At 59.1% G+C, this 24597-nt stretch carries 19 protein-coding genes, 1 tRNA gene and 1 pseudogene; 5 read left to right on the top strand and 16 right to left on the bottom strand.

Annotation, left to right across the window (positions count from 1 at the left end):
• Positions 1-40: 40 nt before the first annotated feature.
• A pseudogene (locus tag A0257_02860) lies at positions 41-1972 on the top strand (potassium transporter Kup).
• Positions 1973-2116: 144 nt separating this feature from the next.
• Here A0257_02860 and A0257_02855 read toward each other — a convergent pair.
• From A0257_02855 to A0257_02815, 9 genes are all read right to left on the bottom strand, one after another.
• Positions 2117-2842, bottom strand: coding sequence for a bacillithiol biosynthesis deacetylase BshB1 (locus tag A0257_02855; protein ID AMR29604.1), 726 nt, complete (start codon positions 2840-2842; stop codon positions 2117-2119).
• A gap of 155 nt (positions 2843-2997) precedes the next feature.
• A complete protein-coding gene (locus tag A0257_02850; GenBank protein AMR26132.1) occupies positions 2998-3303 on the bottom strand; it encodes a hypothetical protein in 306 nt (101 codons plus the stop codon).
• 134 nt (positions 3304-3437) lie between these two features.
• Positions 3438-4223: a peptidase M23 gene (locus A0257_02845; GenBank protein AMR29603.1), complete on the bottom strand. Its 786-nt coding sequence runs from the start codon at positions 4221-4223 to the stop codon at positions 3438-3440.
• Positions 4224-4654: 431 nt separating this feature from the next.
• Positions 4655-5584, bottom strand: a complete 930-nt coding sequence (locus A0257_02840) for a thioredoxin-disulfide reductase (GenBank protein AMR26131.1) — start codon at positions 5582-5584, stop codon at positions 4655-4657.
• Between the two features lie 127 nt (positions 5585-5711).
• Positions 5712-6575 carry an RNA polymerase subunit sigma gene (locus tag A0257_02835; GenBank protein AMR26130.1) on the bottom strand — a complete coding sequence of 288 codons (864 nt, stop codon included), beginning with the start codon at positions 6573-6575 and terminating at the stop codon, positions 5712-5714.
• 169 nt (positions 6576-6744) lie between these two features.
• Positions 6745-8883, bottom strand: coding sequence for a polyribonucleotide nucleotidyltransferase (locus A0257_02830; GenBank protein ID AMR26129.1), 2139 nt, complete (start codon positions 8881-8883; stop codon positions 6745-6747).
• 201 nt (positions 8884-9084) lie between these two features.
• A complete protein-coding gene (locus A0257_02825) occupies positions 9085-9360 on the bottom strand; it encodes a 30S ribosomal protein S15 (GenBank protein AMR26128.1) in 276 nt (91 codons plus the stop codon).
• Between the two features lie 100 nt (positions 9361-9460).
• Positions 9461-10912, bottom strand: coding sequence for a permease (locus tag A0257_02820; GenBank protein ID AMR26127.1), 1452 nt, complete (start codon positions 10910-10912; stop codon positions 9461-9463).
• A gap of 145 nt (positions 10913-11057) precedes the next feature.
• A complete protein-coding gene (locus A0257_02815) occupies positions 11058-11432 on the bottom strand; it encodes an ATPase (GenBank protein AMR29602.1) in 375 nt (124 codons plus the stop codon).
• A 171-nt stretch (positions 11433-11603) separates the two neighbouring features.
• On the opposite strand from A0257_02815, the gene A0257_02810 reads away from it, so the two are divergent.
• Positions 11604-11677, top strand: a tRNA-Met gene (locus tag A0257_02810).
• 181 nt (positions 11678-11858) lie between these two features.
• Here the strand turns inward: A0257_02810 and A0257_02805 are convergent.
• The 5 genes from A0257_02805 to A0257_02785 form a co-directional block, all read right to left on the bottom strand.
• A complete protein-coding gene (locus A0257_02805) occupies positions 11859-12203 on the bottom strand; it encodes a 50S ribosomal protein L20 (protein AMR26126.1) in 345 nt (114 codons plus the stop codon).
• A gap of 162 nt (positions 12204-12365) precedes the next feature.
• Positions 12366-12560, bottom strand: coding sequence for a 50S ribosomal protein L35 (locus tag A0257_02800; GenBank protein AMR26125.1), 195 nt, complete (start codon positions 12558-12560; stop codon positions 12366-12368).
• 87 nt (positions 12561-12647) lie between these two features.
• Positions 12648-13307, bottom strand: a complete 660-nt coding sequence (locus A0257_02795; protein AMR26124.1) for a translation initiation factor IF-3 — start codon at positions 13305-13307, stop codon at positions 12648-12650.
• A 218-nt stretch (positions 13308-13525) separates the two neighbouring features.
• On the bottom strand, positions 13526-15463 hold the full coding sequence (locus A0257_02790) for a threonine--tRNA ligase (protein ID AMR26123.1): 1938 nt from the start codon (positions 15461-15463) through the stop codon (positions 13526-13528).
• A 107-nt stretch (positions 15464-15570) separates the two neighbouring features.
• Entirely contained in the window at positions 15571-16680 is a 1110-nt protein-coding gene (locus tag A0257_02785) for a hypothetical protein (GenBank protein AMR26122.1), read from the bottom strand.
• A 313-nt stretch (positions 16681-16993) separates the two neighbouring features.
• Here A0257_02785 and A0257_02780 point away from each other — a divergent pair, with 313 nt between their 5' ends.
• A complete protein-coding gene (locus tag A0257_02780) occupies positions 16994-17671 on the top strand; it encodes a DNA-binding response regulator (protein AMR26121.1) in 678 nt (225 codons plus the stop codon).
• Positions 17672-18866: 1195 nt separating this feature from the next.
• Here the strand turns inward: A0257_02780 and A0257_02775 are convergent.
• Together A0257_02775 and A0257_02770 are read right to left on the bottom strand one after the other, a co-directional pair.
• The gene (locus A0257_02775; protein ID AMR26120.1) at positions 18867-19541 is read right to left on the bottom strand and encodes a TetR family transcriptional regulator; all 675 of its coding nucleotides are present in this window, start codon (positions 19539-19541) and stop codon (positions 18867-18869) included.
• Positions 19542-19638: 97 nt separating this feature from the next.
• Positions 19639-21111 carry an isocitrate dehydrogenase gene (locus tag A0257_02770; GenBank protein ID AMR26119.1) on the bottom strand — a complete coding sequence of 491 codons (1473 nt, stop codon included), beginning with the start codon at positions 21109-21111 and terminating at the stop codon, positions 19639-19641.
• Between the two features lie 257 nt (positions 21112-21368).
• On the opposite strand from A0257_02770, the gene A0257_02765 reads away from it, so the two are divergent.
• Together A0257_02765 and A0257_02760 are read left to right on the top strand one after the other, a co-directional pair.
• The gene (locus tag A0257_02765; protein AMR26118.1) at positions 21369-22784 is read left to right on the top strand and encodes a hypothetical protein; all 1416 of its coding nucleotides are present in this window, start codon (positions 21369-21371) and stop codon (positions 22782-22784) included.
• Positions 22785-22928: 144 nt separating this feature from the next.
• A complete protein-coding gene (locus A0257_02760) occupies positions 22929-24557 on the top strand; it encodes a hypothetical protein (protein ID AMR26117.1) in 1629 nt (542 codons plus the stop codon).
• The last annotated feature ends 40 nt before the right edge of the window (positions 24558-24597 follow it).

The following is a 24597-nucleotide window of genomic DNA, read 5'->3' as shown; positions in this document are numbered from 1 at the left end:
CGGCCTACCCCATTACTTATTCCCCATCACCCATTACCCTATGTCTACCCTTCCTACCGAAGACAACATTCACCTGCGCCGCGTCACGGCGGCGGGGTTGCTGGTCACGCTGGGCATCATTTTCGGCGACATTGGCACGTCGCCGCTCTACGTGTTCCAAACCATCATCGGCGACCGGCCGGTGAGCGAGCTGCTGGTGTACGGCGGCGTGTCGGCCGTGTTCTGGACGCTCACGCTCCAGACCACCATCAAGTACATCATGCTCACGCTGGAGGCCGACAACCACGGCGAGGGCGGCATTTTTTCGCTGTTTTCGCTGGTGAAAAAGCGCGGGCACTGGCTGCTGTTTCCGGCCATCATCGGGGCGGGCACCCTGCTGGCCGATGGCATTATTACGCCACCCATCTCGGTATCATCGGCCATTGAGGGCCTGAAAATTCTCTACCCCGCCCTCAACACGGAGACGATTGTCATCGTCGTGATTGCCATTATCACGCTGCTGTTCGCGTTTCAGCAGTTCGGCACCAAGATAGTGGGCGCGGCTTTCGGGCCAATAATGCTGGTCTGGTTTTCGACTATCGCGGCGCTGGGCCTGGCCCAGATTCTGCACTATCCCGGTGTGCTGGCCGCGCTCAATCCGGTATACGCCATCCGGCTATTAACCGAATATCCGAAAGGCTTCTGGCTGCTGGGCGCGGTATTTCTCTGCACCACCGGGGCCGAGGCGCTCTACTCCGACCTGGGCCACTGCGGGCGCAAAAATATCCGCACGTCCTGGGTTTTCGTCAAGACTGCCCTAGTGCTCAACTACCTGGGCCAGGCTGCCTGGACGATGGGCCACCTGGGCCACACGCTGGCCTCGAACCAGAATCCGTTTTTCATGATTGCGCCGCAGTGGGCCCTCGTGCCGCTCATCATCCTGGCCACGATGGCCACCATTATCGCTTCGCAGGCGCTCATCTCGGGCTCCTACACGCTCATTTCGGAGGCCGTGAGCCTGCGCTTCTGGCCCAAGGTGCGGGTGCTGTTCCCGACCGACCAGCGCGGCCAGATTTACGTGCCCAGCATTAACTGGCTGCTGTGGTTCGGCTGCGTGTGCGTGCAGCTCTGGTTTAAAACTTCGGAAGCCATGACGGCGGCCTACGGCTTCAGCATCACGGTGGCCATGCTCATGACCAGCATTCTGCTGTCGCAGTACCTACGCGGCGTCAAGCACTGGTCCATTCCGGTCGTGACGTTGATTATGCTGGTCTTTTTCACCGTCGAATCGTCCTTTCTCATCGCCAACGTCACCAAACTACTCAACCGGCTGGGCATCCTGGTCTTCGAGTGGGGCCTGATTCTCATGATGTACGTGGGCTACCGCGGCCGCGAAATCAAGAACAGCCTGCTGAGCCTGGTGTCGGTGGCTGGCACTCGGCCTACCCTCCTCGAATTGAGCAAGGATGAGTCGGTAACCAAATACGCCAGCAACCTCGTGTACCTCACCCACAGCAAAAAGCCCGGCGAGCTGGAAAACGAAATCATGTATTCCATCCTGCGCAAGCAGCCCAAGCGCGCCGACCGCTACTGGTTCATCAACATGAGCATCCTCACTGACCCGTACTCGACCCGCTACTCGGTGGAAGAGCTGGTACCCGGCGTGGCCTACAAAATCAATTTCAAGCTGGGCTTCCGGGTGCAGCCGCGCCTCAACCTGCTGTTTCGCCGCGTGCTGGAGCAAATGGGCAAGGAGGGTGAAATCGACATTACCTCGCGCTACGACTCGCTGGCCCGCTACCAGATGCCCGGCGATTTCCGCTTCGTGGTGCTCGAAAAGGTGCTTAGCTACGATAACCAGCTCAGCTTCAAGGAGCGCTTCATTCTGAACGGCTACTTCTTCGTCAACCGCTTCGCCATCTCCGACCAGCAGCTCTTTGGCCTCGATACCAGCGACGTAGCCCTCGAAAAAGTACCGCTCACCGTGAAGCCCGCCACCGCTACTCACGACCTCCTGCGCGACCCGCCCGAACAAGCGCAAGACCCCGTACCCGTGGAAGAAATCCGCGCCGAGCGAGCGGCGGTGAAGGTATAAGACGCTACCCCCATTTGTCCTTGCGAGCGCAAGGACAAACGGCTAAATCAAGTCGCCCAATTCCTTCACGCCCAGTGTCCGCTCTTTGGTGAAGCCCTCGCCAAACTCTACCCCCACTAAATGGCCAAACTCGCGCGCCCGCGCCTCCATAAAGCTGGCGAAGGCCGGGCTCGACAGGTAAGTCTGGGGCGCGGCCGGGTCGGCGGTGGGGTTGAAAAACTGGCTGCCGTAGGCGTTGATAGCTGCCCACTTGCCGGGCCAGTGGGGGGTAATGTCCACCACAAAATCGGCCGCTATTTGCCGGTCCTGGATGTAGTGGTACACGTGTTTGGGCCGCCAGGCTTCCTGCGGCCGGCCGTGCTCATCGAAGGTTTCAATCATGCGCAGACCACTCAGAAAGCACGCCTCGGTAGCCAGCTGGGCAGCGCGGCCGTGGTCGGGGTGCCGGTCCGTGATGGCGTTGGCCAATACGATATCAGGCTGATAGCGCCGCAAAGCCGCGATGAGCAGGAGCTGATGCGCCCGGTCATTCTGGAAAAAACCGTCGGCCATGCCCAGATTCTCGCGGGCGCTGAGCTGCAAAATCTTACTGGCGGCTTCGGCTTCGGCGGCGCGGGTTTCGGGCGTGCCGCGGGTGCCCAGCTCCCCGCGGGTAAAGTCCACGATACCAACTTTCTTACCCACCGCCACGGCGGCCAGCAACGTACCCGCGCACGACATCTCTACATCGTCGGGGTGGGCCCCCAAGGCCAAAACAGCAAGCTTCATAATGCAAATACCAGCATATTGGCTGGTTGCTACAAAGGTATCGCTGCCACCGCCCGACAATTTCCCGTCTTAATCAGTCTGCAAAATAAATTTTGTACCGGTAGCTTAAACTCTGGTTGGAGCCCTTCATCAAAACACCGTAACCCAACCAACCTTTATCTTCTATCATGCAAAAGTTCCTGTTGCCGCTTGCCTGCGGACTCGCCCTGGCTCTCACTAGCCAAGCCCAGACGATTAATCAACGCGTTGAAAATCAGCGCGACCGTGTTGCCGCCGGCCGGGCCGACGGCCAGCTGAACCGCCACCAGGCCCGTAAGCTGCGGGGCGAAGACCGTGGTATTCAGGCGCAGGCGCACGCTGAGCGTCGCGCCGACGGAGGCCGCCTCACTGCCGGTCAGCGCCAGCAACTTAACGGCGAACTGAACCACGACAGCCGCCAGATTCACCGCGAGCGGGCGCACTAGGCAACTTAGCCTACGCTTCGCTAAATTAAATCAGCTCTAAAAAAACTGGTTGATTGACCGGTTTTTTTAGAGCTGATTTAATTTATAATTTATACTACGAATTAAATAATAAGCGAACAGCTTCTATACTATTACTTGATTCGCAATTTTTTACCTGGTTGAAGCTTACCGTGCAGGTTCGGATTAAGGCGTTTTAGCGTGCTCACCCGCACGCCGTAACGGTCAGCAATTTCGGACAGTGTATCGCCCGAGCGAATCTTGTGCGTGGCCACGCGCCGGGCGGCCGTGGGCTCACCCCGGCTCCGGCTACCGCGGTGCAAAGCGTGACTGTAGTAGTTAAACAGTGCCGAAGTAATGGTAAACGTTTCCCCGCGCAGCTTGTAATCGGGGAAATCGTACAGATAGGTTGGGTTGATAGGATTGCCTTCGTAGCGCACCTCAAAATGCAGGTGCGAACCCGTGCTACGGCCCGTGCTACCCCCCAACCCAATCACCTGCCCGGCCCGCACGAAAGTACCCACTGGCAACAACGGCTTGCTCAAGTGACCGTAGAGGGTTTCGAGGCCATTGTAGTGGCGCACAAGCAGATAATTACCGTAGCCACCACCGTCCCACTTGCTGATGCGGATAACCCCGTCGAAGGCCGCGCGCACGGAATCGCCGGTTTCCAGGTCGAGGTCGACCCCAAAATGCCAGCGGCCCCAACGGAAGGCGAAGCCCGAGGTAACGGGGGTAGTGACGAGGGGCATCCTGGCAAAGCGCTGGCGCTCGGGCTCAACCAGTCGCAGCGTGAGGGTATCGCGGATGCGGCGGCCATCTACCCGGTAGGGATTAATATTATACGTGTCCCAAATGGCATAATAGCCCGCCACTTTCACCCACGAAGAGTCAATCAGCACCTCGTCCGACATCTCCACAATTGACTGCCCGCCCTCATTCAGCGTGGTTGTATCCTCGCTCACGATGCTGAGTTTGCGGGCCGGGTTGAAGATGGACTTGGCGGCGTCCGACTTATCATCGGGTATCTCCTCCGTTTCGATGATGCTGGTCGTATCGGGCTTCACGTAGCGCATAGTGGGCGTGCGAATACGAAAGAAGTCGCGGTTGCGCGGCGTGCCGGCCCGCGCCTTGGGAGCGGGCGTTTTCTTATGGCGTTGCGCCTGCGCTGGCGCGCTACCCCCCAGCCAGCAGGCCAGCAAGAGCAGAGGCGCGAGGAAGCGAAAAAGAGGCTTGGGAAGATTCAAATGCAGCCCTTAAGTAACAGTAGCGGCCCGGTAAAGCGGGCCACTACCGCGTGTTGACTAGAAGTCGCCGGCCGGGGCGTTGAAGCGCGCCCAGTTAGCTTTGTTTAACCGTGCAAACCGGCCAGGTAGCGCTCGGCATCGAGCGCGGCCATGCAGCCCGTGCCGGCCGCCGTCACGGCCTGGCGGTACGTAAAATCCTGCACGTCGCCGCAGGCAAACACCCCATCCACGTTGGTCTTGGAGGTGCCGGGTAGGGTTTTCAAGTATCCCTGCTCATCGTGGTGCAGGTAATCGTGAAAAATCTTGGAGTTGGGCTCGTGGCCAATTGCCACGAAGAACCCATGAACGGGGATTTCGCGCGTTTCGTGCGTCACCAGGTTCTTTACCCGCACGGCCTCCACGGCGTGCTCACCCAGAATTTCATCAGTAGCCGTGTCAAACAGCACCTCAATCTTGGGGTTGTCGAGCACCCGCTTCTGCATGATTTTCGACGCCCGCATGGCGTCCTTGCGCACCAGCATATAGACTTTCGAGCACAGGTTGGCCAGGTAGTTGGCCTCCTCGGCAGCGGTGTCGCCGGCACCCACGATGGCCACCTCCTTACCGCGGTAGAAGAAGCCGTCGCACACAGCGCACGCCGATACGCCCGAGCCGTTCAGCCGCGCCTCGGAGGGTAGCCCCAGCCATTTGGCCGAAGCCCCGGTGGCGATAATGACCGAATCGGCCGTTAGCTCCACCGTTTCGTCCACCGTGATTTTGTGCGGATGGCCCGAAAAGTCAACCTTCGTGGCAATGCCGTAGCGGACGTCCGTGCCGAAGCGGGCGGCCTGCTTTTTCAGGTCCTCCATCATCTCCGGGCCCATGACACCGTCGGGGTAGCCCGGAAAATTCTCCACGTCGTTGGTAATCGTGAGCTGCCCGCCGGGCTGCAGGCCCTGATACATCACGGGGTTCAAGCCCGCCCGCGCAGCATAAATAGCGGCCGTATAGCCCGCCGGGCCCGACCCAATAATCAGGCAATGAATGTGTTCCATAAAGTAGGGTAAGCTTTGGCTTGCCGTTTTCTAAAATTCAATCTCTTTTGAGCGCGGCAAGCTGAAGCTTACCCTACAAAAAACCCCAACCTCACGGTCAGGGTTTCAGGCAAAAATAAGACAAAAACTAGCCTAAGTAAGGCTTGAGGGCCTTCGAGCGCGACGTGTGGCGCAGGCGGCGAATGGCCTTTTCCTTTATCTGGCGCACCCGCTCACGAGTGAGGTTGAACTTCTCGCCGATTTCCTCCAGCGTCAAAGCCGCTTCGCCATTCAGCCCAAAATAGAGCGTAATCACGTCAGCCTCCCGCTTGGTAAGCGTCGAGAGTGCCCGCTGCACTTCCTTGCGCAACGAGTCGTTCATCAGGCCTGAATCCGGCTTTTCTTCGTCCTCGTTTTCGAGCACGTCAAGCAAGCGGTTTTCTTCGCCCTGCACGAAAGGCGCATCTACGGATACGTGGCGACCCGAGATTTTCAGGGTGTCCACGACTTCCGAAGTCGTTAATTCGAGCACTTCGGCAATTTCTTCAGGCGAGGGCTCCCGCTCAAACTTCTGCTCCAGCTCCGAGAACGACTTGCTGATTTTGTTCAGCGAACCTACTCGGTTGAGGGGTAGGCGCACAATGCGGCTCTGCTCGGCCAAAGCCTGCAGAATGCTCTGGCGAATCCACCAAACAGCGTAGGAAATAAATTTAAAACCCCTGGTTTCGTCAAAGCGCTTGGCTGCTTTGATAAGACCAAGGTTGCCCTCATTGATGAGGTCACCCAGGCTAAGGCCTTGGTTCTGATATTGTTTTGCTACCGACACCACGAAACGCAGGTTGGCTTTGGTCAATTTTTCGAGCGCTTTCTGGTCGCCATCGCGGATACGCTGCGCCAGCGTCACCTCCTCGTCGGGTGTCAGCAGGTCCACTTTGCCAATCTCCTGGAGGTATTTATCCAGCGACTGACTTTCGCGGTTGGTAATCTGCTTGCTGATTTTTAGCTGTCTCATCGGTAATGGCGCTAACTGGGTAATTCTAAAGAAGTTATTCGGAGGATAATGATTTTTTGAGCTTATTCCAATCTAACCGAAATTAACAAGGCTATACGAGCGAAAGTTCTTTTGGGTCATTTGGCAGGGGGTAAGGCAACGGTTTCATCGCCCTACCCCCGCTCAAAAATTACGCCTGCTTTTCGAGCAGCACTTTGCGCGAGAGGCGATACTTACCGGTTTTCTTGTCGATGTCAACCAGCTTCACGTCGATTTCCTGACCCACTTCCAGCACGCCTTCGAGCGAAGCAATGCGCTCGTGCGTCACTTCCGAAATGTGCAGCAGGCCATCCTTACCCGGCATAATCTCCACGAACGCGCCGTAGGGCTGAATGCTGCGCACCTTGCCCTTGTAGGTTTCGCCTATTTCGGGCTGCGCCGCGATAGCGCGGATGCGGTCAATGGCACCCTGCATATCGTTCTGGTTAGCCGCGTAAATGCTCACGTGGCCCTTCTCATCCTTCTCCTCAATGATTACCGTAGCATTGGTATCCTTCTGAATCTGCTGGATGACTTTACCGCCCGGCCCGATGATGGCACCGATAAACTCTTTGTCAATCAGCATTTTGTGCGAGCGCGGGGTATGCGCCTTCAACTCGGCGGCCGGGGCGGCAATAGTCTTGGCCATCTCGCGCAGAATGTGCAGGCGGCCTTCGCGGGCCTGGTGCAGCGCGGCGGTCAGAATCTCATTGCTGAGGCCTTGGATTTTGATGTCCATCTGGCAAGCGCAAATGCCTTTCTCCGTGCCGGTTACCTTGAAGTCCATGTCGCCGAGGTGGTCCTCATCGCCCAGAATATCGCTCAGCACGGCGTATTCGCCGGTTTCCTTGTCCTGCACGAGGCCCATCGCGATGCCCGCCACGGCGGCGCGCACCTTCACGCCGGCATCCATCAGCGCCAGCGAGCCGGCGCAGACGGTGGCCATCGAGCTGGAGCCGTTCGACTCCAGGATGTCCGACACGATACGGATGGTGTAGGGGTTTTCGTCGTCGGGTGGCAGCACGCGCTTGAGCGAACGGGCGGCCAGGTTGCCGTGGCCGATTTCGCGGCGGCCGGCGCCCCGGTTGGGCTTCACTTCGCCAGTTGAGAAACCAGGGAAGTTGTAGTGCAGCATGAATTTCGAGTAGCCCTTGGTCAGCGGCTGGTCCACAATCTGCTCGTCGAGCTTGGTGCCGAGAGTAGCCGTAGTCAGGCTTTGCGTTTCGCCGCGGGTGAAGATGGCCGAGCCGTGGGCACCGGGCAAGTAGTTGATTTCCGACCAGATAGGGCGAATTTCGGTGAGCTGACGTCCGTCGAGGCGCACGCGCTCCTTCACCATCATATCGCGAATAGCCTTCTTCTCCGCCGACGAATAGTAGCGGCTGAACTGCTTCATATTCAGCTCAGCGTCTTCGGCTACTAGCTTTTCTAGGAACGCTTTTTTCACGCCCGTAAAGCCTTCTTTGCGGCCAGCCTTGCTGGCGTTGCCCGAACGGGCCACCTCGTAAGCACCCTGGTAGATACCGTCCTGAACACGCTTTTTCAACGCCTCATTCTCCTCGTACTTCGGATACTCGCGGGTGGGCGAGTCGGCGGTGCGGCCTACAGCCTCGGCCAGGTCCTTTTGCAACTGCACCTGGGCTTTAATGGCTTCGTGGCCGAAAGCAATGGCCGCCACCATCTCTTCCTCACTCACTTCATTCATCTCGCCTTCCACCATCGCTACTGAGTCGGCAGTGGCCCCCACGATGAGGTCCATATCGGCACGAGCCAAGTCGCTGGTTTTGGGGTTAATCTGGAACTGACCGTCGATACGGGCTACCCGTACTTCCGAAATCGGTCCGGCAAACGGAATATCCGAAATCGAGAGCGCGGCCGAGGCGGCCAGCGCGGCCAGCGCGTCGGGCTGCACTTCTTTATCGGCCGAAATAAGGGTAATCATTACCTGCACCTCGTAGTGGTAGTCTTTGGGAAACATAGGCCGCAGAATGCGGTCCACGAGGCGGCAAATGAGGATTTCATAGTCACTCAGGCGGCCTTCGCGGCGCTGAAACGAGCCGGGAATCTTACCGGCCGAGCCGAATTTTTCCTGGTAGTCCACCGACAGCGGCAGGAAGTCAACGCCTTCGCGCTGGCTCGGGGCCGACACGACGGTGGCCAGCAACATCGTGTCGCCGAGGCGCACGACAACGGCACCGTCAGCAAATTTGGCAAGCTTGCCGGTTTCGATGGAAATCTGGCGGCCGTCGGGCAGCGCCAGGGTTTTGGTAATCGCGTGGGGAGCGGGCATGGGGAAAAGAATTGTAGGGGCGGGGCTTGCCCCCGCCCGTCGTTGAACCGACTGCAACGGGTATCGTTCAACGGCGGGCGTTGGCCGGGGCCAGCTTCGGTTCAACGACGGGCGGGGGCAAGCCCCGCCCCTACTCAAAATGGGCAAAAAAAAGAGTAGGGAACCCTCGCTTGGAAGGCTCCCTACTCTCAGCGGGTGGGCTTACTTACGGATACCCAACTCCTTGATAATGGCGCGGTAGCGGTTGATTTCGCGGTGCTGGAGATAATCCAGCATGCGGCGGCGCTTGCCTACCAGCTTCAACAGACCCAGGCGGGTGCTGTGGTCTTTTTTGTTAACTTTCAGGTGCTCCGTGAGGTGCGTGATGCGGTGCGTGAAGAGCGCGATTTGCGACTCGGCCGAACCGGTATCGGTGGTAACTTTCTGAAGGCTGTTTTTTTCGAAGATGGCCTGCTTGGCCTCGGTCGAGAGTATCATCGGCAGATAGGGAGAACCCGTCTTAGATTGAAAAAATAGGAGAAATGCGTGCCCCACAACTCGGGGCGGGTGCAAAGGTACGGAGTTTTGAGCGCAATTCCTATCCTCCTTCCGCAATGGGAGCTGCCAGCCGGCGCAGCCTCGGAAAGCGGGGCAGCCGCTGCGCCAGCCGACGCCAGAAATCCAGCTCCAGCAGCCCCGAGTCGTTGTAAGCCTGGTAAAGAAAGAAAGCCCCGAACGGAAATAGAATGGCGTTCGATAGCCACATCCCTACCCCCACCGGCAGCACGAAGTCGCGACCGTATTTCGAGCCCATCGTATCGAACACATAGAAAACGATGAAGAACAGAATAGATACCAGAATAGGAATTCCCAGGCCGCCTTTCTTGATAATAGCCCCGAGTGGTGCCCCAATCAGAAACATTAGAAGCACGGCCGTCGATTGCGTGTATTTGCGATAGACCTCGATGCGAAACTCCGCCGACTCGCGGGCAACCTCGTAGAGCCGCTGTGAGGTGGCCGTAATAAACGAGTTCACGTTGCGGGCCCGGTTGAGCGCCTGCTCGACTTGCGTGGCCGTGAGGGGGGGTAGGCGCGAAGCGGGCACCTGCAAAACCGCGAGCTTGCGGTCCTGGGTGCGGCCCGTGGTATCGAGCCGCAGGTAGGTGTAGTAGCCGCCCAGCCGGGCCGGCAGCATGCGGCGTTCGCGAGCCAGCGTGCGCTGAATAGAATCGGAGGCGTGAAAGAGCTGCGGAATATTCAGCATCATCCGGTTGGTGCTGAATAGCTCTTTCTTCGTGTTGTTCAGGTCGAATGAAGCCAGCGAGAAGGTTATCATGTTCCGCTTGAAAGCCTGCCGGATAAAGGAGGCCGCCGCACGATTCTGCGCATCGGGCTGCTCCACGTATTCATGCCCCCTAAATAACTCAAAACCAAGGTACTGCCCATTGAACCGGGTAAACATGCGGCCCGAATCGGCTAGCAGCACCGTGGCATTACCCGTCTTTTGGGTGTGGTCATAAATCATGACACCCATCAGAATGTCCTTATTCGGACCCACTTTCTTGTCCACCTTGATGGTGTAGCCGGGAATGCCGTTGTAAAAAACGCCGGGCCGAATGTCCAGCGCCAGCTTTTTCTGACGCACGTCCCAGAGCAGGCTGTAGGCACTCAGGTTGGCTTTGGGCACGATGCGCTCATTAAACCAAAAGGCGCACAGGGCCAGCACCGTGCTCACCAGCCACACCGGCCGCAAAATGCGGGTCAGGGCAATGCCCGAGGCTTTGATGGCCGTTAGCTCATGGTGTTCACCCAGGTTGCCGTAGGTCATCAGCGACGACAGCAACACCGCCAGGGGTAGGGAAATGGGGATAATCGTGACGCTGAGAAAAAACAGCAGCTGTAGAATTACCGTTAGCCCCAGGTCCTTCCCGATAATATCGTCCAGGTATTTCAACAGCGTCTGGGTAAGGAAAATGAATTCCACTACCGCAAACGTGAGTAAAAATGGCCCGGCAAAGGCCTTCAGAATGAGTTTGTCTAGCTTTTTCACAAACGTGTAGGGTAAGCTTCAGCTTGCCGGGAAAAGTGTGGTAAGCTTTCGCTTGCCGTTTTTAGCCAAATAAAAGCGCCCCGACGAACAACGGCAAGCGAAAGCTTACCGCACAGCCTAACGCAATTACTCTCAGGGATAGTGCCTACCCCCCTACTTGCTCCCGAAGCTTGCCCACGAGCCCTTCCCACAGCTCCGAATGCTCCTGCGTATCGAGGTGGTCGGAGTAGTCCGTGACCCGCAGAAAGACTTCGTCCGTAATACTCGATGACTCCAGGACAAAATCCAGGTAGTTCGCGTCAGTCAACGGCCGCTTGTGCTCATCTAGAAACACGTAGCGAATGCTGCGTCCTGGGCGCTGGGTAGCGATTTCGGCGAAGTGGCTTTGCTTGTCCCACACCATATCGAGGCGGTGGTCGGGGTAGAGGCGCACATCGTCGCAAAACCACTGCGACAAACCGGAGGCGGAGGCGATGTAGGGAAAGAGGATTTTGGGAGAAGCGTTAATCGAGTATTCCATCTCGAAGCGGCGCTTTGCGGCGGCGGGCATAGCCATGTGAATGAGTAAGAGGAAATTGGCCCGTCACTAATCGCTAAAAGCGGCTTTGCGGGCAGGAAAACAAGTATTTTTTAAGCGAAGGCTTGCGAAGAAAGGTTTTTTTTGTACCTTTGCGCTCCCAAACCACCAACTGGCGGGGTAGCTCAGTTGGTTAGAGCACAGGATTCATAACCCTGAGGTCACGAGTTCAACTCTCGTCCCCGCTACTTTTTTGAGCCCCACTTTAGCTTAGGCTGGAGTGGGGCTCCTCAATTATAAGTGCTAACCCTTTGTGAACCAATCGTTTTATTATCGATTAAAATGACAAAGCGCTTGCCTCCTCTTTTGGGGGCAAGCGCTTTTCAGGGTCAGTCGAAAGGCGCGGGCTACGTGCGTAGCCCGGCCACCTTACTTCACTTTCTCAACGATGCCCGCAAAAGCTGCGGGGTGGTTCAGGGCGAGGTCGGCAAGCACTTTGCGGTTGAGCTCAATGCCAGCCTTTTTCAGGCCGCCCATCAACTGCGAATACGATAGGCCATGCTCACGGGCACCGGCGTTGATGCGCTGAATCCAGAGGGCGCGGAATTCGCGCTTCTTTACCTTGCGGTCGCGGTAGGCATAGAGCAAGCCCTTTTCTACGGCGTTTTTCGCAACGGTCCAGACATTCTTGCGCCGGCCATAGTAGCCTTTGGCGAGGCGCATTACTTTTTTGCGGCGGTGGCGCGAGGCCACATGGTTTACACTCCTTGGCATAACCTGATTGTTTTTGGCAGCCGGCGCGTGGTTGCTTGAGAAACGGATGTTTCAGCCGGAAGCCTGGTGATTGAGTTGAGAGTTAAGAGTTAAAGGTTAAGAGTGGAAGCTACGGAGTGACAGCAATAGCCAACTCTTAACTTTTAACTCTTAACTTTTAACTTAAATATTCAGCATCTGACTCACCCGGTTCATGTCGGCCGAGCTAACGAGGCCGCTATGGGTGAGGGCGCGCTTACGCTTGGTGCTCTTCTTGGTCAGGATGTGCGACTTGAAGGCGTGCTTACGCTTCACTTTGCCAGTGCCAGTCAGCTTGAAACGCTTCTTGGCACCCGACTTGGTTTTTACTTTGGGCATGGGGTTGGGTTGATTATTGATTGTTTGGTACTGACGCTGAACGACTTACTTAGTCGGCAACGGCAGCCATCAACAAACGGGGTTAAGCTATTCGGTGGCGGCAGGCTCCTGCGTCGGCTTTGCTTCCTTCTCCTTGGGAGCAGGAGCTTTGGCCTTGTCGGCGGGAGTAGCGGTGGGCTTGGGAACGGCTTTGGCCACTACCGCCGCCTTGGGGGCTAAGTAGAGGAACATGCGCTTGCCTTCCAGCTTGGGCAACTGCTCCACTTTGGCCAACTCTTCCAGAGCCTGAGCAAACTTGAGCAGCAGAATTTCGCCGCGCTCTTTGAAGACAATGCTTCGGCCCACAAAGTGAACGTAGGCTTTGATTTTAGCACCTTCTTTCAGGAACTCCTGCGCGTGCTTGAGCTTAAAGTCAAAGTCGTGGTCGTCCGTATTGGGTCCGAAGCGGATTTCCTTGAGGACAACCTTGGTTTGCTTAGCCTTTAGCTCACGGGTCTTCTTCTTCTGCTCGTACTTGAATTTCGAGTAGTCGATGACGCGGCACACGGGCGGCGTGGCCGTGGGCGAAATCTCCACCAGGTCCAGGTTCTGGTCCTGGGCCATTTTACGGGCTTGGTCGGTGGGGTAAATACCCTGCTCGACGTTATCCCCCACAAGGCGAACCTCGCGAGCGGTGATTTTCTGGTTGATTTTGAACGGCTCCTCCACCTGCTGGCGGGGCACGTACCGACGATTCGGGGTAGCTATGGCGAAAGTCCTCCTGCTAAAGTGTGGCGGGGAATAATTTTAAGGCGACGAGCAACGGGCCTTGCAGCCAATCGTTCGGGCCGCAAATATCCGTCTTTTTACTGGCAAATCAAAATGATAGGAGAAATTAATGAGTAATGGCCAGTGATTACTAAGGGAGGCCAGCCAGAAAACAGCCCGCCCTTAGTCTTTAATCACTGCCCATTACCCAGTAAAAACTAGCCCATTGCCTCGGCAACTTGGCTATTAACGCTTTTAATGAAGTCATCGATTGGCATTGAGCCGAGGTCACCTTCGCCGTGGCGGCGCACACTCACGATGCCATCCTGCACTTCTTTTTCGCCAACTACCAATAAATAAGGCGTTTTAGCAATCTCCGCATCGCGGATTTTGCGGCCAATGCGCTCGTCGCGGGCATCGACGGTGCCGCGCAGGTCGGCGGCTTCGAGGCGGGCCTTCACTTCGTAAGCATAGTCGGCGAATTTATCGGAGATGGGTAGCACGATAAATTGCTCGGGCGAGAGCCAAAGCGGGAAATTACCAGCGGTGTGCTCGATGAGAACGGCCACGAAGCGCTCCAGCGAGCCAAACGGAGCCCGGTGAATCATCACGGGGCGCTGCTTGGTATTGTCGGGCGCTACATACTCTAAATCAAAGCGTTCGGGCAGGTTGTAATCGACCTGGATAGTGCCGAGCTGCCAGCGGCGGCCCAGCGCATCGCGCACCATGAAGTCGAGTTTGGGACCGTAAAAGGCGGCCTCGCCCAGCTCCGTCACGGTGGTCAGGCCCTTTTCGGCGGTGGCTTCCTTAATGGCGTTTTCGGCCAAGGTCCAGTTTTCGTCGGAGCCGATGTATTTGGTCTTGTTCTCGGGGTCGCGGAGTGAAATCTGCGCCGTGAAATCACCGAAACCAAGCGCTTTGAATACGTAGAGCACCAGGTCAATCACCTTCTGAAACTCCTCCTTCACCTGGTCGGGGCGGCAGAAGATGTGCGCATCGTCCTGGGTGAAGCCGCGCACGCGGGTGAGGCCGTGTAGCTCGCCCGACTGCTCGTAGCGGTACACGGTACCAAACTCGGCGAGGCGCACCGGCAGGTCGCGGTAGCTGCGGGGCTTGGTGCGGTAGATTTCGCAGTGGTGGGGGCAGTTCATCGGTTTGAGGAAAAACTCCTCGCCGGGGTTAGGCGTCTTGATGGGCTGGAACGAATCGGCGCCGTATTTCTCGTAGTGGCCGCTGGTCACGTACAGCTCTTTGGAGCCAATGTGCGGCGTCACAACCGGCTGGTAGCCAGCCTTCACCTGGGCCTTGCGCAGAAATTGCTCCAAGCGCTCGCGCAGGGCCGTGCCCTTGGGCAGCCACAGCGGCAGGCCGGCCCCTACCCTCTCCGAAAAGGCGAACAGCTCCAGCTCCTTGCCCAGCTTGCGGTGGTCACGGCGCTTGGCTTCTTCAAGTTTTTCGAGGTACTCGGTGAGGTCCTTGGCCTTGGGGAAGGTGATGCCGTAGAGGCGCGTGAGCTGCTTGTTTTTCTCGTCGCCACGCCAGTAGGCACCGGCCACATTCATGATTTTAGCAGCCTTGATGGTGCCCGTATCGGGAATGTGCGGCCCGCGGCAGAGGTCGGTAAAATTTCCCTGCGAGTAGAACGTAATCTGGCCATCCTGGAGGCCGTCAATCAGCTCCAGCTTGTAGGGGTCCTGCTTCTCGGTGAAGTAGGCAATGGCCTCAGCCTTGGGCACTTCGCGGCGCTCAAACTTGCTCTTGTTCTTGGCCAGCTCCAGCATTTTCTTCTCGATAGCCGGGAAGTCGTCGCTCGAAATGGTGCGGCCTTCGCCGAGGTCCACGTCGTAGTAGAAGCCATTTTCGATGGCCGGGCCGATAGCCAGCTTCACGCCGGGGTAGAGCGCTTCGAGGGCTTCGGCCATGAGGTGGGCCGAGGAGTGCCAGTAGGCTTGCTTGCCACCGGCATCGTTCCAGGTAAGAATTTCGAGGCTGGCGTCGGCGGTGAGGGGGCGGTGCAGGTCGCGGATTTCGCCGTTTACTTTCACGGCCAGAGCATTGCGGGCCAGGCCTTCGCTGATGCTGGCGGCGAGGTCGTAGCCCGTCGAGCCGGCTTCGACCTGGCGGATGGAGCCGTCGGGGAGGGTGATTTGGAGCATAACTACTAAGCTGGTGCTTGCGGTGAGCGCAAAGCAGGCGCAAGTTACGCCGGGGGCACCAGCAAGTAAAGGCAGGCGCTATTTTACGCACCTGCCCTACCCCCCTGCTAGCGGACCGGCCGCGCCAACAGCGGCGCCACGGGCTGGGGCCGTTGGGCAGGCTCCACGACGGGCCGGCGATAATAGACCGGCGCGGGGCGCAAGCTATCGGGCAAGGCAGCCCGTACTTGTTCGCCCATCTTCCAGACTTTATAGGTCCAATGCTGATTGCTGGGGTTTTCGAGCACGAGCATCTGATACTGGCGCAGGGCTTCGGGCAGGCGGTGCTGCGCCTCCAGCGCCTCGGCCAAGATGGCGCGAGCCTGGGGCAGGCGCGGGTTGAGGCGCAAGGCGCGCTGCAAATGCGGAATAACCGACGCTGGCCGCTGGCCGCTGGCACTGGCCGCCAGGGCCAGGCGATAGTCAGCCCGGTACTGCGTGGTGTCAAGGGCTAGGGCGCGGCGGTAGTAGCGCAGGGCGCTGTCGGGGCGGCCCAGCAACTCCAGTTGGCGGCCGTAGTCGTAGTGCAGCGCGCCGGAGGCAGAGTCGAGGCGCAGGCCCCGGCTGGCGTAGGCGGCGGCCTCCTGCGGCAGGCGGTAGGCGTTGAGCAAAAAAGCCAGCTGGTGCAGAATCTCGGGCTCACGCGGGTCGCGGGCCAGGGCCGCGCGCAGGTAGTCGAGGGCCTGCGCGGTATCGCGGGTGGCCGCGTAGGCCAAGCCCTTGTAAAACAGCGCCGCGGGCTGGTCGGGGTCGAGGAGCAGCGTGCGGTCGAGGCTGGCTAGCGCGGCGTCATATTGGCGCGCCGCGAGCCGGGTTTCACCTTCGAGCAACGGCAGCTCGGGCGAGTTGAAGCCCGCGTCGGCGGCACGGCGCGCGGCGGCCAGCGCTTGCGGCAGGCGGCCGAGGGCGCGGTAGGCACGGGCCTGCAAGTAATACAGGTCGCCATCCTCGTCATCGATGGCCAAGGCGGCCTCCACATCGCGCAACGCGGCCACGGGCTGGCCAGCGGCCAGGCGCAGGGTGGCGCGGCGGGCCAGCAGGCCCGTGTTATCGGGCTGCTGTTGAATGGCCCCGTCCAGCTCATCGGCCTGCACGCGGGGGCCACTTTGCACGGTGGCCAGGTCCACGAGCGTATCGGGCCGCTCGGCGGGGGTAGCGTGGCAGGCGGCCAGCAGCAAAGCCAAAAAGGGAAGGAGCCGGCGAGGCATAGGGGGTGGCGGGGGGGGTAGGGAATTAAGATTTAGGAATGAAGTATCAAAATAAGAACGTCATGCTCATCTGGCGTCCGCTTGTCGAAGCATCTCTACTGCTTTATCCGCGCCGTTCACCGACCGCAGCAGAGATGCTTCGACAAGCGGACGCCAGATGAGCATGACGTTCTTTAGTATTCCTACCCCCTCTTAGTTACGCCTCAAAAATAACCCTACACCTCCGAACCAGCCGCGCCGCTGCATTTTTGCAGGCCGACTACGCCAACCACCCCTACCCCGCATGAAAATTCTTCTTGTCGAAGACGAGCCCTCCGTGGCCGCCTTTCTGCACCAGGGCCTTACCGAGCAGGGCTACACCGTGGACCTGGCCGCCGATGGCCTGCTGGGCCTGCACCGCGCCCAGAGCACGCAGTACGACTGCCTGATTCTGGACCAGATGCTGCCCGGCCTCAGCGGCCTGGAGGTGTGCCGCCAGGTGCGGGCCCACGACCCCGGCGTGCCCATTCTGATGCTGACGGCCCTGGGCGAAACGGACGACAAAATCCGGGGCCTCGATGCCGGGGCCGACGATTACCTGGTGAAGCCTTTCGCCTTCGCGGAGCTGCTGGCGCGGCTGCGGGCGCTGGTGCGCCGCCGCACCGATGCGCCGGCCGCCACCGCGCCCCTGCGCCTGGCCGACCTCACCCTCGACCCCGCCACCAAGCGCGTGGAGCGCGCCGGCCAGCCTATTCAGCTCACCGCCCGCGAGTTTGCGCTGCTCGAATACCTGCTGCGCCACCAGGGCCGGGTAGTGAGCCGGGCCGAGCTGCTGGAGCACGTCTGGGATATGAATTTCGATACGGGGTCGAATGTCATTGACGTGTACATCAACTTCTTGCGCAAAAAAGCCGACAAGGGCTACCCCACCAAACTCATCCACACGCTGGTGGGCATGGGCTACGTGCTACGCGAGGAGTGAGCCGCGCCGGGGGGGTAGGCGGTTTTTCTTTGCTTATTAACTGATGTTACGCCCTATCTTATTCGAGATGATAACGGGGAGTAGCGCGAACTTTGTAGTTCGCGTCCCCGCGCCGTTCTACTGGCTTTAACGGCGCGGGAACGCGAACTACAAAGTTCGCGCTACTCCTTGTTGCGTAACATCAGTTATTAGACTTGTTGCGAGGTACAAGGTGACGTAAATTTGTGAGAAATATATTTCCGCTTAGGTTATGCAACTTTCCACTTCGACCCTTACTACCGAACGTAAATGGCGAGCAGCAACTGGCTTGACACAAGCTCGATTTGAAAAATTACTGACTCATTTTAAGCAAGCTTATTCGCGCTTATTTGATTTACAAATAGCTGACCGTGATGCTTTTGCCATTCATGAGTCCATTATTAAAACGGAAGAAGAACTGCTGCTATTTACCCTATTTAGCTTTAAAACCAGTTTAACTTACGATTTACTTGGTTTTGTAAGTGGGATGGATACCGCGAATGCTAAACGTTATCAAGACCGAGGAATTATGGTGCTTCAAGAAGCTTTAACACTGTCTGGTCATTTGCCTAAACGAGCGTTTGCTAGCGTAGACGAATTTGAAGCTTATTTTAGCCAGCACGAAACGTTGTTACTAGACGGAACGGAACAACGGATACAACGACCGCAAGATTATACTACTCAGAAAGACTCGTATAGTGGTAAAAAAAAGCGAATACCTTAAAAGAAATAGTCATTGCTACTACCACTAGGTGGATTGGATTTTTAAGTCATTTTCAACCGGGAAAACAGCATGATTATGGGTTACTTAAACAACTCTTTCCTGTTGATAAACAGTGGTTTAGAAAATTTACTGTTCGCCTGGATTTAGGATTTCTGGGGTTTGGTAAGGATTATAAGTGTCCTACCTATTTTCTACCAATTAAAAAACCTAAGGGAAAAGAATTGACCCTGGAGCAGCGAGCCCTAAATAAAGAACAGGCGAGTAAACGTATTATAGTGGAACATGCTATCGGTGGCTGGAAACGTTATCGGATTTTGAGTGACCGTCTACGAATGCACGATTGGAAACGCTACGACAACGTGTTAGGAGTTTGTGCAGGGTTGTGGAATTTTTATCTATGTCCTTGACTTTCAAATCACAACAAGTCTATTAAATAAGCAGCGCCGGCCAGATTTAGGCCAGCGCGGCAAAAGTCAGCTTCATTAAGAAGTCGTGGATGGCGTTTTGCTCGCCCTGGCGGGTGGCCGCGTCGGTGAGGGAGGGCAGGTGCTGGGCAAAAAACAGCTGCTTGCGGGCCGACTCGAACAGGGTGCTGACCAGGGCGTGGGGGTAGGGATAGGCGGGGTTAATCTCGCGCACCACCTCGCCGATACTGGCTACCAGCCGCTTATACTCGCGGAATAGCCCGGCCTGGTTGTCCACATCCACGTCTTTAGTGAGGTAGGCTTTGGAGGCTTCGCTGACCACGATGCGGTAGAGTGCGGCCTCGTCGAGCTGGGTCGTGCCTGCGTCGTCGGTGTGCACCTGGGTGAGAATGCCCAAAATCAGGCGCAGGCGGTCGCGGGCATCGGGCACGTTGTGGGTGTGGAAGCGAATCTGGTAGCTCAGCCAGGCCCAGTACCAGCTCACCAGGTACACCAGCAGCTTGTGCTTGTTCTCAAAATAGCGGTAGAGCGACGCTTCCGTGGACTCGATGCGCTGGGCCAGCTTCTTGAAGGTGAACTGCTCGAAGCCGATTTCGTCAATCAGCCGCACACTTTCGGCCACCAGCCGGCGGCCCAGGTCCGTGTCCTGCGGGTCGCGCAAGTACAGCTTGTCGTTCAGTTCCAGGCGAAGCGTGGCATTCATAAAAGAGAGCAAGACTAAAAGGGGGGGGGCAGGAAAATCCCGCCCCAAAGAACGTAGTACTACCCGCAATTCTCCCTACCCCCCGCGGCCTGCCAGCCTACTCGCCCTGCCCCAGCGAAAAGGCGCGCTCGCCGTCGAACAGGTACAGGTTTTCGGTTTTGATGATGTAGAGGTTGAAATCGGCCAGGCGGTGTTGCAGGGCCAGCACGTCGGCAAAGGGTACGGGAGTGTAGCCGAGCTGCCCATCGCTCACGCGGGCGGTGGCGGCCACGAAGCGGCAGCGCCAATGGTCGGTGCAGAATGTTTCGGGATGGCCGTTGGGGTACACCTTCACGCCGCGGTTGGTGACGAGCTTGAGTTGCAGCCGGTGGCCGGTAAGTGTTTCCAGCTGGTGGCCCAACTCGTTGGGGTCGGAGCCATCCCAGCGCAAAAACACGTCGATGCCTACCAGCTGCTGCACGCCCGCATGGCGCGGGGTCAGTACCATCGGCTTCTGCTCGGCGGCCGGGCCGGCCTGGAAGGGCCGCAGGTGCTGGGGCAGCTGGCCCAGGCGGGCAATCACGGCATCGGCGAAGCCCACCGTGCCCACCTTCTCCTGGCTGGTGCCGGGCTGGTAGATGTCGGCCGTGTGGTAGCCATCTTCCAGGGCGCGGAGCCAGGCGTTATGAATCCGCGCCGCCACTTCGCCCTGCCCAATGTGGACCAGCAGGAGCACGGCCGCCTGCAACAGGCCCGAGGGATTGGCAATGTTCTGGCCCGCGATGTCGGGGGCCGAGCCGTGGATAGCCTCGAACAGCGCCCCGTGGTCGCCCACGTTGGCCGAGCCGGCCAGGCCCACCGAGCCGGCCACCTGCGCCACCACGTCGGAAATAATGTCGCCGTAGAGGTTCAGGGTCACTATTACGTCGTAGCGCTCGGGCGTGTCGGCCAGCCGGGCGGTGCCGATGTCAATAATCTGGTGCTCCTGCTTGATGTCGGGGTACTCCTGCCCTACCTCCGTAAACACCCGGTGAAAGAGACCGTCGGTGAGCTTCATAATATTGTCCTTGGTCATGCACGTGAGCTTTTTCCGGCCGTGCAGGCGGCAATACTCGAAGGCGTAGCGCACGATTTTCTCGCAGCCTGGCCGCGACACCAGCTTGAGGCACTGCACCACGTCGGGCGTTTGCTGGTGCTCGATGCCGGCGTACAAATCCTCCTCATTTTCGCGGATAATCACCACGTCTAAATCGGGGAAGCGCGTGGCCACGGCCGGAAACAGGCTGCGGCTGGGCCGCACATTAGCATACAAACCCAGGGTTTTGCGCAGCGTCACGTTCAGGCTTTTGTAGCCCCCGCCCAGCGGCGTGGTGATGGGCGCTTTCAGCAGCACCTGCGTGCGCCGCAGCGAATCCCAGGCCGAGGGCAGGATGCCGGAGCTGTGGCCGGCGCGGTACACCTGCTCGCCCACCTCGATAAACTCCGGGGTGATAGCAGCCCCCGCGGCTTCGAGCACGCGCAGGGTCTGGGTCATGATTTCGGGGCCGATGCCGTCGCCGGTCGCAACGGTGATGGGTACTTTGGGCTGCATTTGGTACGTAGCGTTAAAGGATGAGGCAAAGGCTGGGAAGCCATTTCAACGCAGTAAACTTACGACTACTTTTTAGTTTGATAGTTTTACTTCCATAAAAGTTAGTAAAATAAATTCTGGCTTTTGAAGTAGGAATTTTATTTAGGGCTTACCCAAAGTTGTTTGTCATTGTGAGTGCAGCGTGGCAATGACAAACAACTTTGGATAAGCCCTACAAACCAAAAGGAAAATTACGCTCATCTACATTTATATATTATATGTCAATTCGCTTACGCCTGGCCTTGCAGTTTGGGGCGTTGCTGGTGGTGACGCTGGTGTTGCTGCTGGCCGCCATCTATTTTTTCACCTGGCAATCGCGGCGCGAGGCATTTACCCAAAGCCTGTTTAGCCGGGCCGAGGTGATGGGGCACGTGTACGCCGACGGGCAGGCGCGGGCCGATTCGGGCCAGGCGGCTTCCTACCGGCGCTATTTGCGGCAGCTCTACCGCACGCTGCCCGCCGAGGAGGGGCAGGTGTACGATGCGGCGGGGCGGCTGGTGTTTCGGGAGGGGCAGCGGGCGGCGGGCGGCCGGGTGCCGGCCGCTTGGCTCCTGGAAGTGCGCCGCACGGGCCGGGCGGTGCTGGAGCCGGAGCGTGATTTTCACGAAACCGTGGGCCTGCGCTACGCCGACCCGCGCCTGGGCGACCTTATCGTGCTGGCCTCGTCGGTGGATGAGGACGGGCGCGAGCAGCTGCGCGGACTGCGCCGGGTGCTGGGGGCGGGCCTGCTGGCGGCGGTGATTTTTGCGGGGGTAGGCGGCTGGGTGTTCGCGGGCCAGGCCCTGCGCCCGCTGCGCCGCATGGTGGGCGAGGTGGACGGCATCACGGGCTCGAACCTGGGCCAGCGCCTGAGCCACGCCGCCGGCCCGGCCGACGAGTTGGGCCGCCTGGCCCAGCGCTTCAACCAACTGCTCGACCGCCTCGAAGCGGCGTTTGCCGGCCAGCGCACTTTCGTGCGCGATGCCTCGCACGAGCTGCGCACGCCCCTCACGGCCCTCACCGGCGAGCTGGAAGTGGCCCTGCTGCAAGCCGAGCGCCCCGCCCCCGAGTACCGCCGCGTGCTTCAGCGCACCCTCGACGCGGCCCGCCAGCTCACCAGCCTCACCAACGGTCTGCTGCAAATCGCCCAAGCTTCCGGCGACCCTTCACAGCTGCCGATGCGGCCCGTGGACCTGGGCGAGCTGCTGCTGCTGGCCCACGAGCAGGTGGGCCGCCGCTACCCCACCAGCCGCGTGGACCTGGACCTGGGCGAAAGCGCCGATGCCGGGGCCTTCGTGGTGCCCGGCAACGAGCCGCTGCTGCTCTCGGCCCTGCTCAACGTGCTGGACAATGCCTGCAAGTTTTCGGCCGCCGGCGGGCAGCCCGTCACGGCCACGCTGGCCCGGCCCGCCGGCCGCCCTACCCTGCTGGTAACCGACGAAGGTCTGGGCCTGTCGCCCAGTGATTTAGAGCAGGTGTTCGTCCCATTTTTTCGGGCGGCGGCGGCGCGGGCGGTGCCGGGCCACGGCATCGGCCTGCCCCTCACGGCGCGCATCATGGCCCTGCACGGCGGCGCGGTGCGCCTGGCCAGCGAACCCGGCCAGGGCACCCGCGTGTGGCTGGAATGGCCGGTTCCGCCGAGAAAGTCGGCTTAAACAACTACTCATTATCAAGTAGTTATTCAATTTTAATTTCCTTTTAATTTCACTTTAACTTCATCTTAATCACGCGGCGATAGACTTGCAACAATAAATCTGGCCCCGGTACTGGCGGCTGGCTCAAGCATCCTATTTATTCGCATGACTAAGGTTATTTCCGCGCCGTTGCCGGCGCGCTCCGCGCCCCTGGCCCCAGGGGGGCCTACCCCCTCCCGTTTCAGCACCCTCGGCCAGGACGCGCCGGCGGGGCTGGTGGTGTTTCTGGTGGCGTTGCCGCTGTGTTTGGGCATTTCGCTAGCCTCGGGCGCGCCGCTGCTGGCGGGGCTGATTTCGGGCATCGTGGGGGGCCTGCTGGTGAGCGTTCTCAGCGGCTCGGCGGTGAGCGTGAGCGGGCCGGCGGCGGGCCTCACCACCATTATGCTGGCGGCCATTTCGTCGCTGGGCTCGTGGCCAGCGGTGCTGGCGGCTACTGTTGTGGCGGGCGTTATCCAGCTGCTGCTGGGCGTGGCGCGGGCGGGCGTCATTGCCCTCTACTTCCCGGCGGCCGTCATTCGCGGCATGCTGGCCTCCATCGGCATTATTTTGATAATGAAGCAAATACCTCACTTCCTGGGAGCCGACCGGGATTATTTCGAGGACATGGATTTCTGGCAGCTGAATGGGGAAAACACCTTTTCGGCCATTGGCGCGGCGCTGGCGCACATCAGCCCCGGCTCGGTGCTGGTGGGGGGGGTAGGGCTGGCGGTGCTACTGCTCTGGGACAGCCCGGCGGTGCGGCGGCAGCCCTGGGCGCGGCTGCTACCGGGCGCGCTGGTGGCGGTGCTGGCGGCGTTGGGTATCAATCAGTTGCTGCTGGCCGTGGCCCCTACCCTGGCCGTGCATCCCGAGCACCTCGTGAAGCTGCCCGTTCTCTCTTCCCTGAGCCAGCTGGCGGGCGCCATGACGTTTCCCGATTTCAGCGCCCTGCGCAACCCCGCCACCTACGGCGTGGCCTTCACCATCGCCATCGTAGCCTCGCTCGAAACGCTGCTCAGCGTGGAGGCCGTGGATAACCTCGACCCGCAAAAGCGCCGCACGCCCACCAACCGCGAGCTGCTGGCTCAGGGTGCGGGCAACGTGGTGAGCGGCCTGCTGGGCGGCCTGCCCCTCACGGCCGTTATCGTGCGCTCATCAGCCAACATCGCGGCCGGCGGACAAACCAAGCTATCGGCCTTTATTCACGGCATCTTATTGTTAGTGAGCTTGTTGTTGCTGGGCACGGTGCTGAATTTAATTCCGTTGGCGGCGCTGGCGGCGGTGTTGCTGGTGGTGGGCTTCAAGCTGACCAGGCCCGCGCTCTACCGGCAGCAGTGGCGGCTGGGCTGGGCGCAGTTCTTGCCGTTCATCGTCACCATCGTGGCAGTGCTCTTCACCGATTTGCTCAAGGGCGTGGGCATTGGGCTGGTGCTGGGCTTCTTTTTTATTCTGAAGGACAATGCCAAGACCGGCTCCTACCTGCGGCACCACGAAACTGACGCTGACCCCGACGATGCCCATAGCCTGCTGCACCTGCGCTTGCCCGAGCACGTATCTTTCCTCAACAAAGCCAGCATCGTGACCACGCTGGAACAGCTACCCAGCGGCAGCCGCGTCCTGCTCGACGGCTCCCGGTCCGACGTTATCGACCACGATGTGCTCGAAGCCATCGAAGCGTTTCGGAAGGCGGCCCCGGCGCGGGGCATCGACCTGAAGCTGCGCGGTATCAGGCGGGTAGCAGTGGCAGCCCATTAATCGCTGGCCATCATTTTTCGTTAATTTAGCCCTCCGTTAT

The organism is Hymenobacter psoromatis (assembly GCA_001596155.1).
Lineage (GTDB): Bacteria > Bacteroidota > Bacteroidia > Cytophagales > Hymenobacteraceae > Hymenobacter.
Note: the sequence above shows the minus strand (reverse complement) of the source record. Positions and strands in the feature narration are given on the sequence as shown.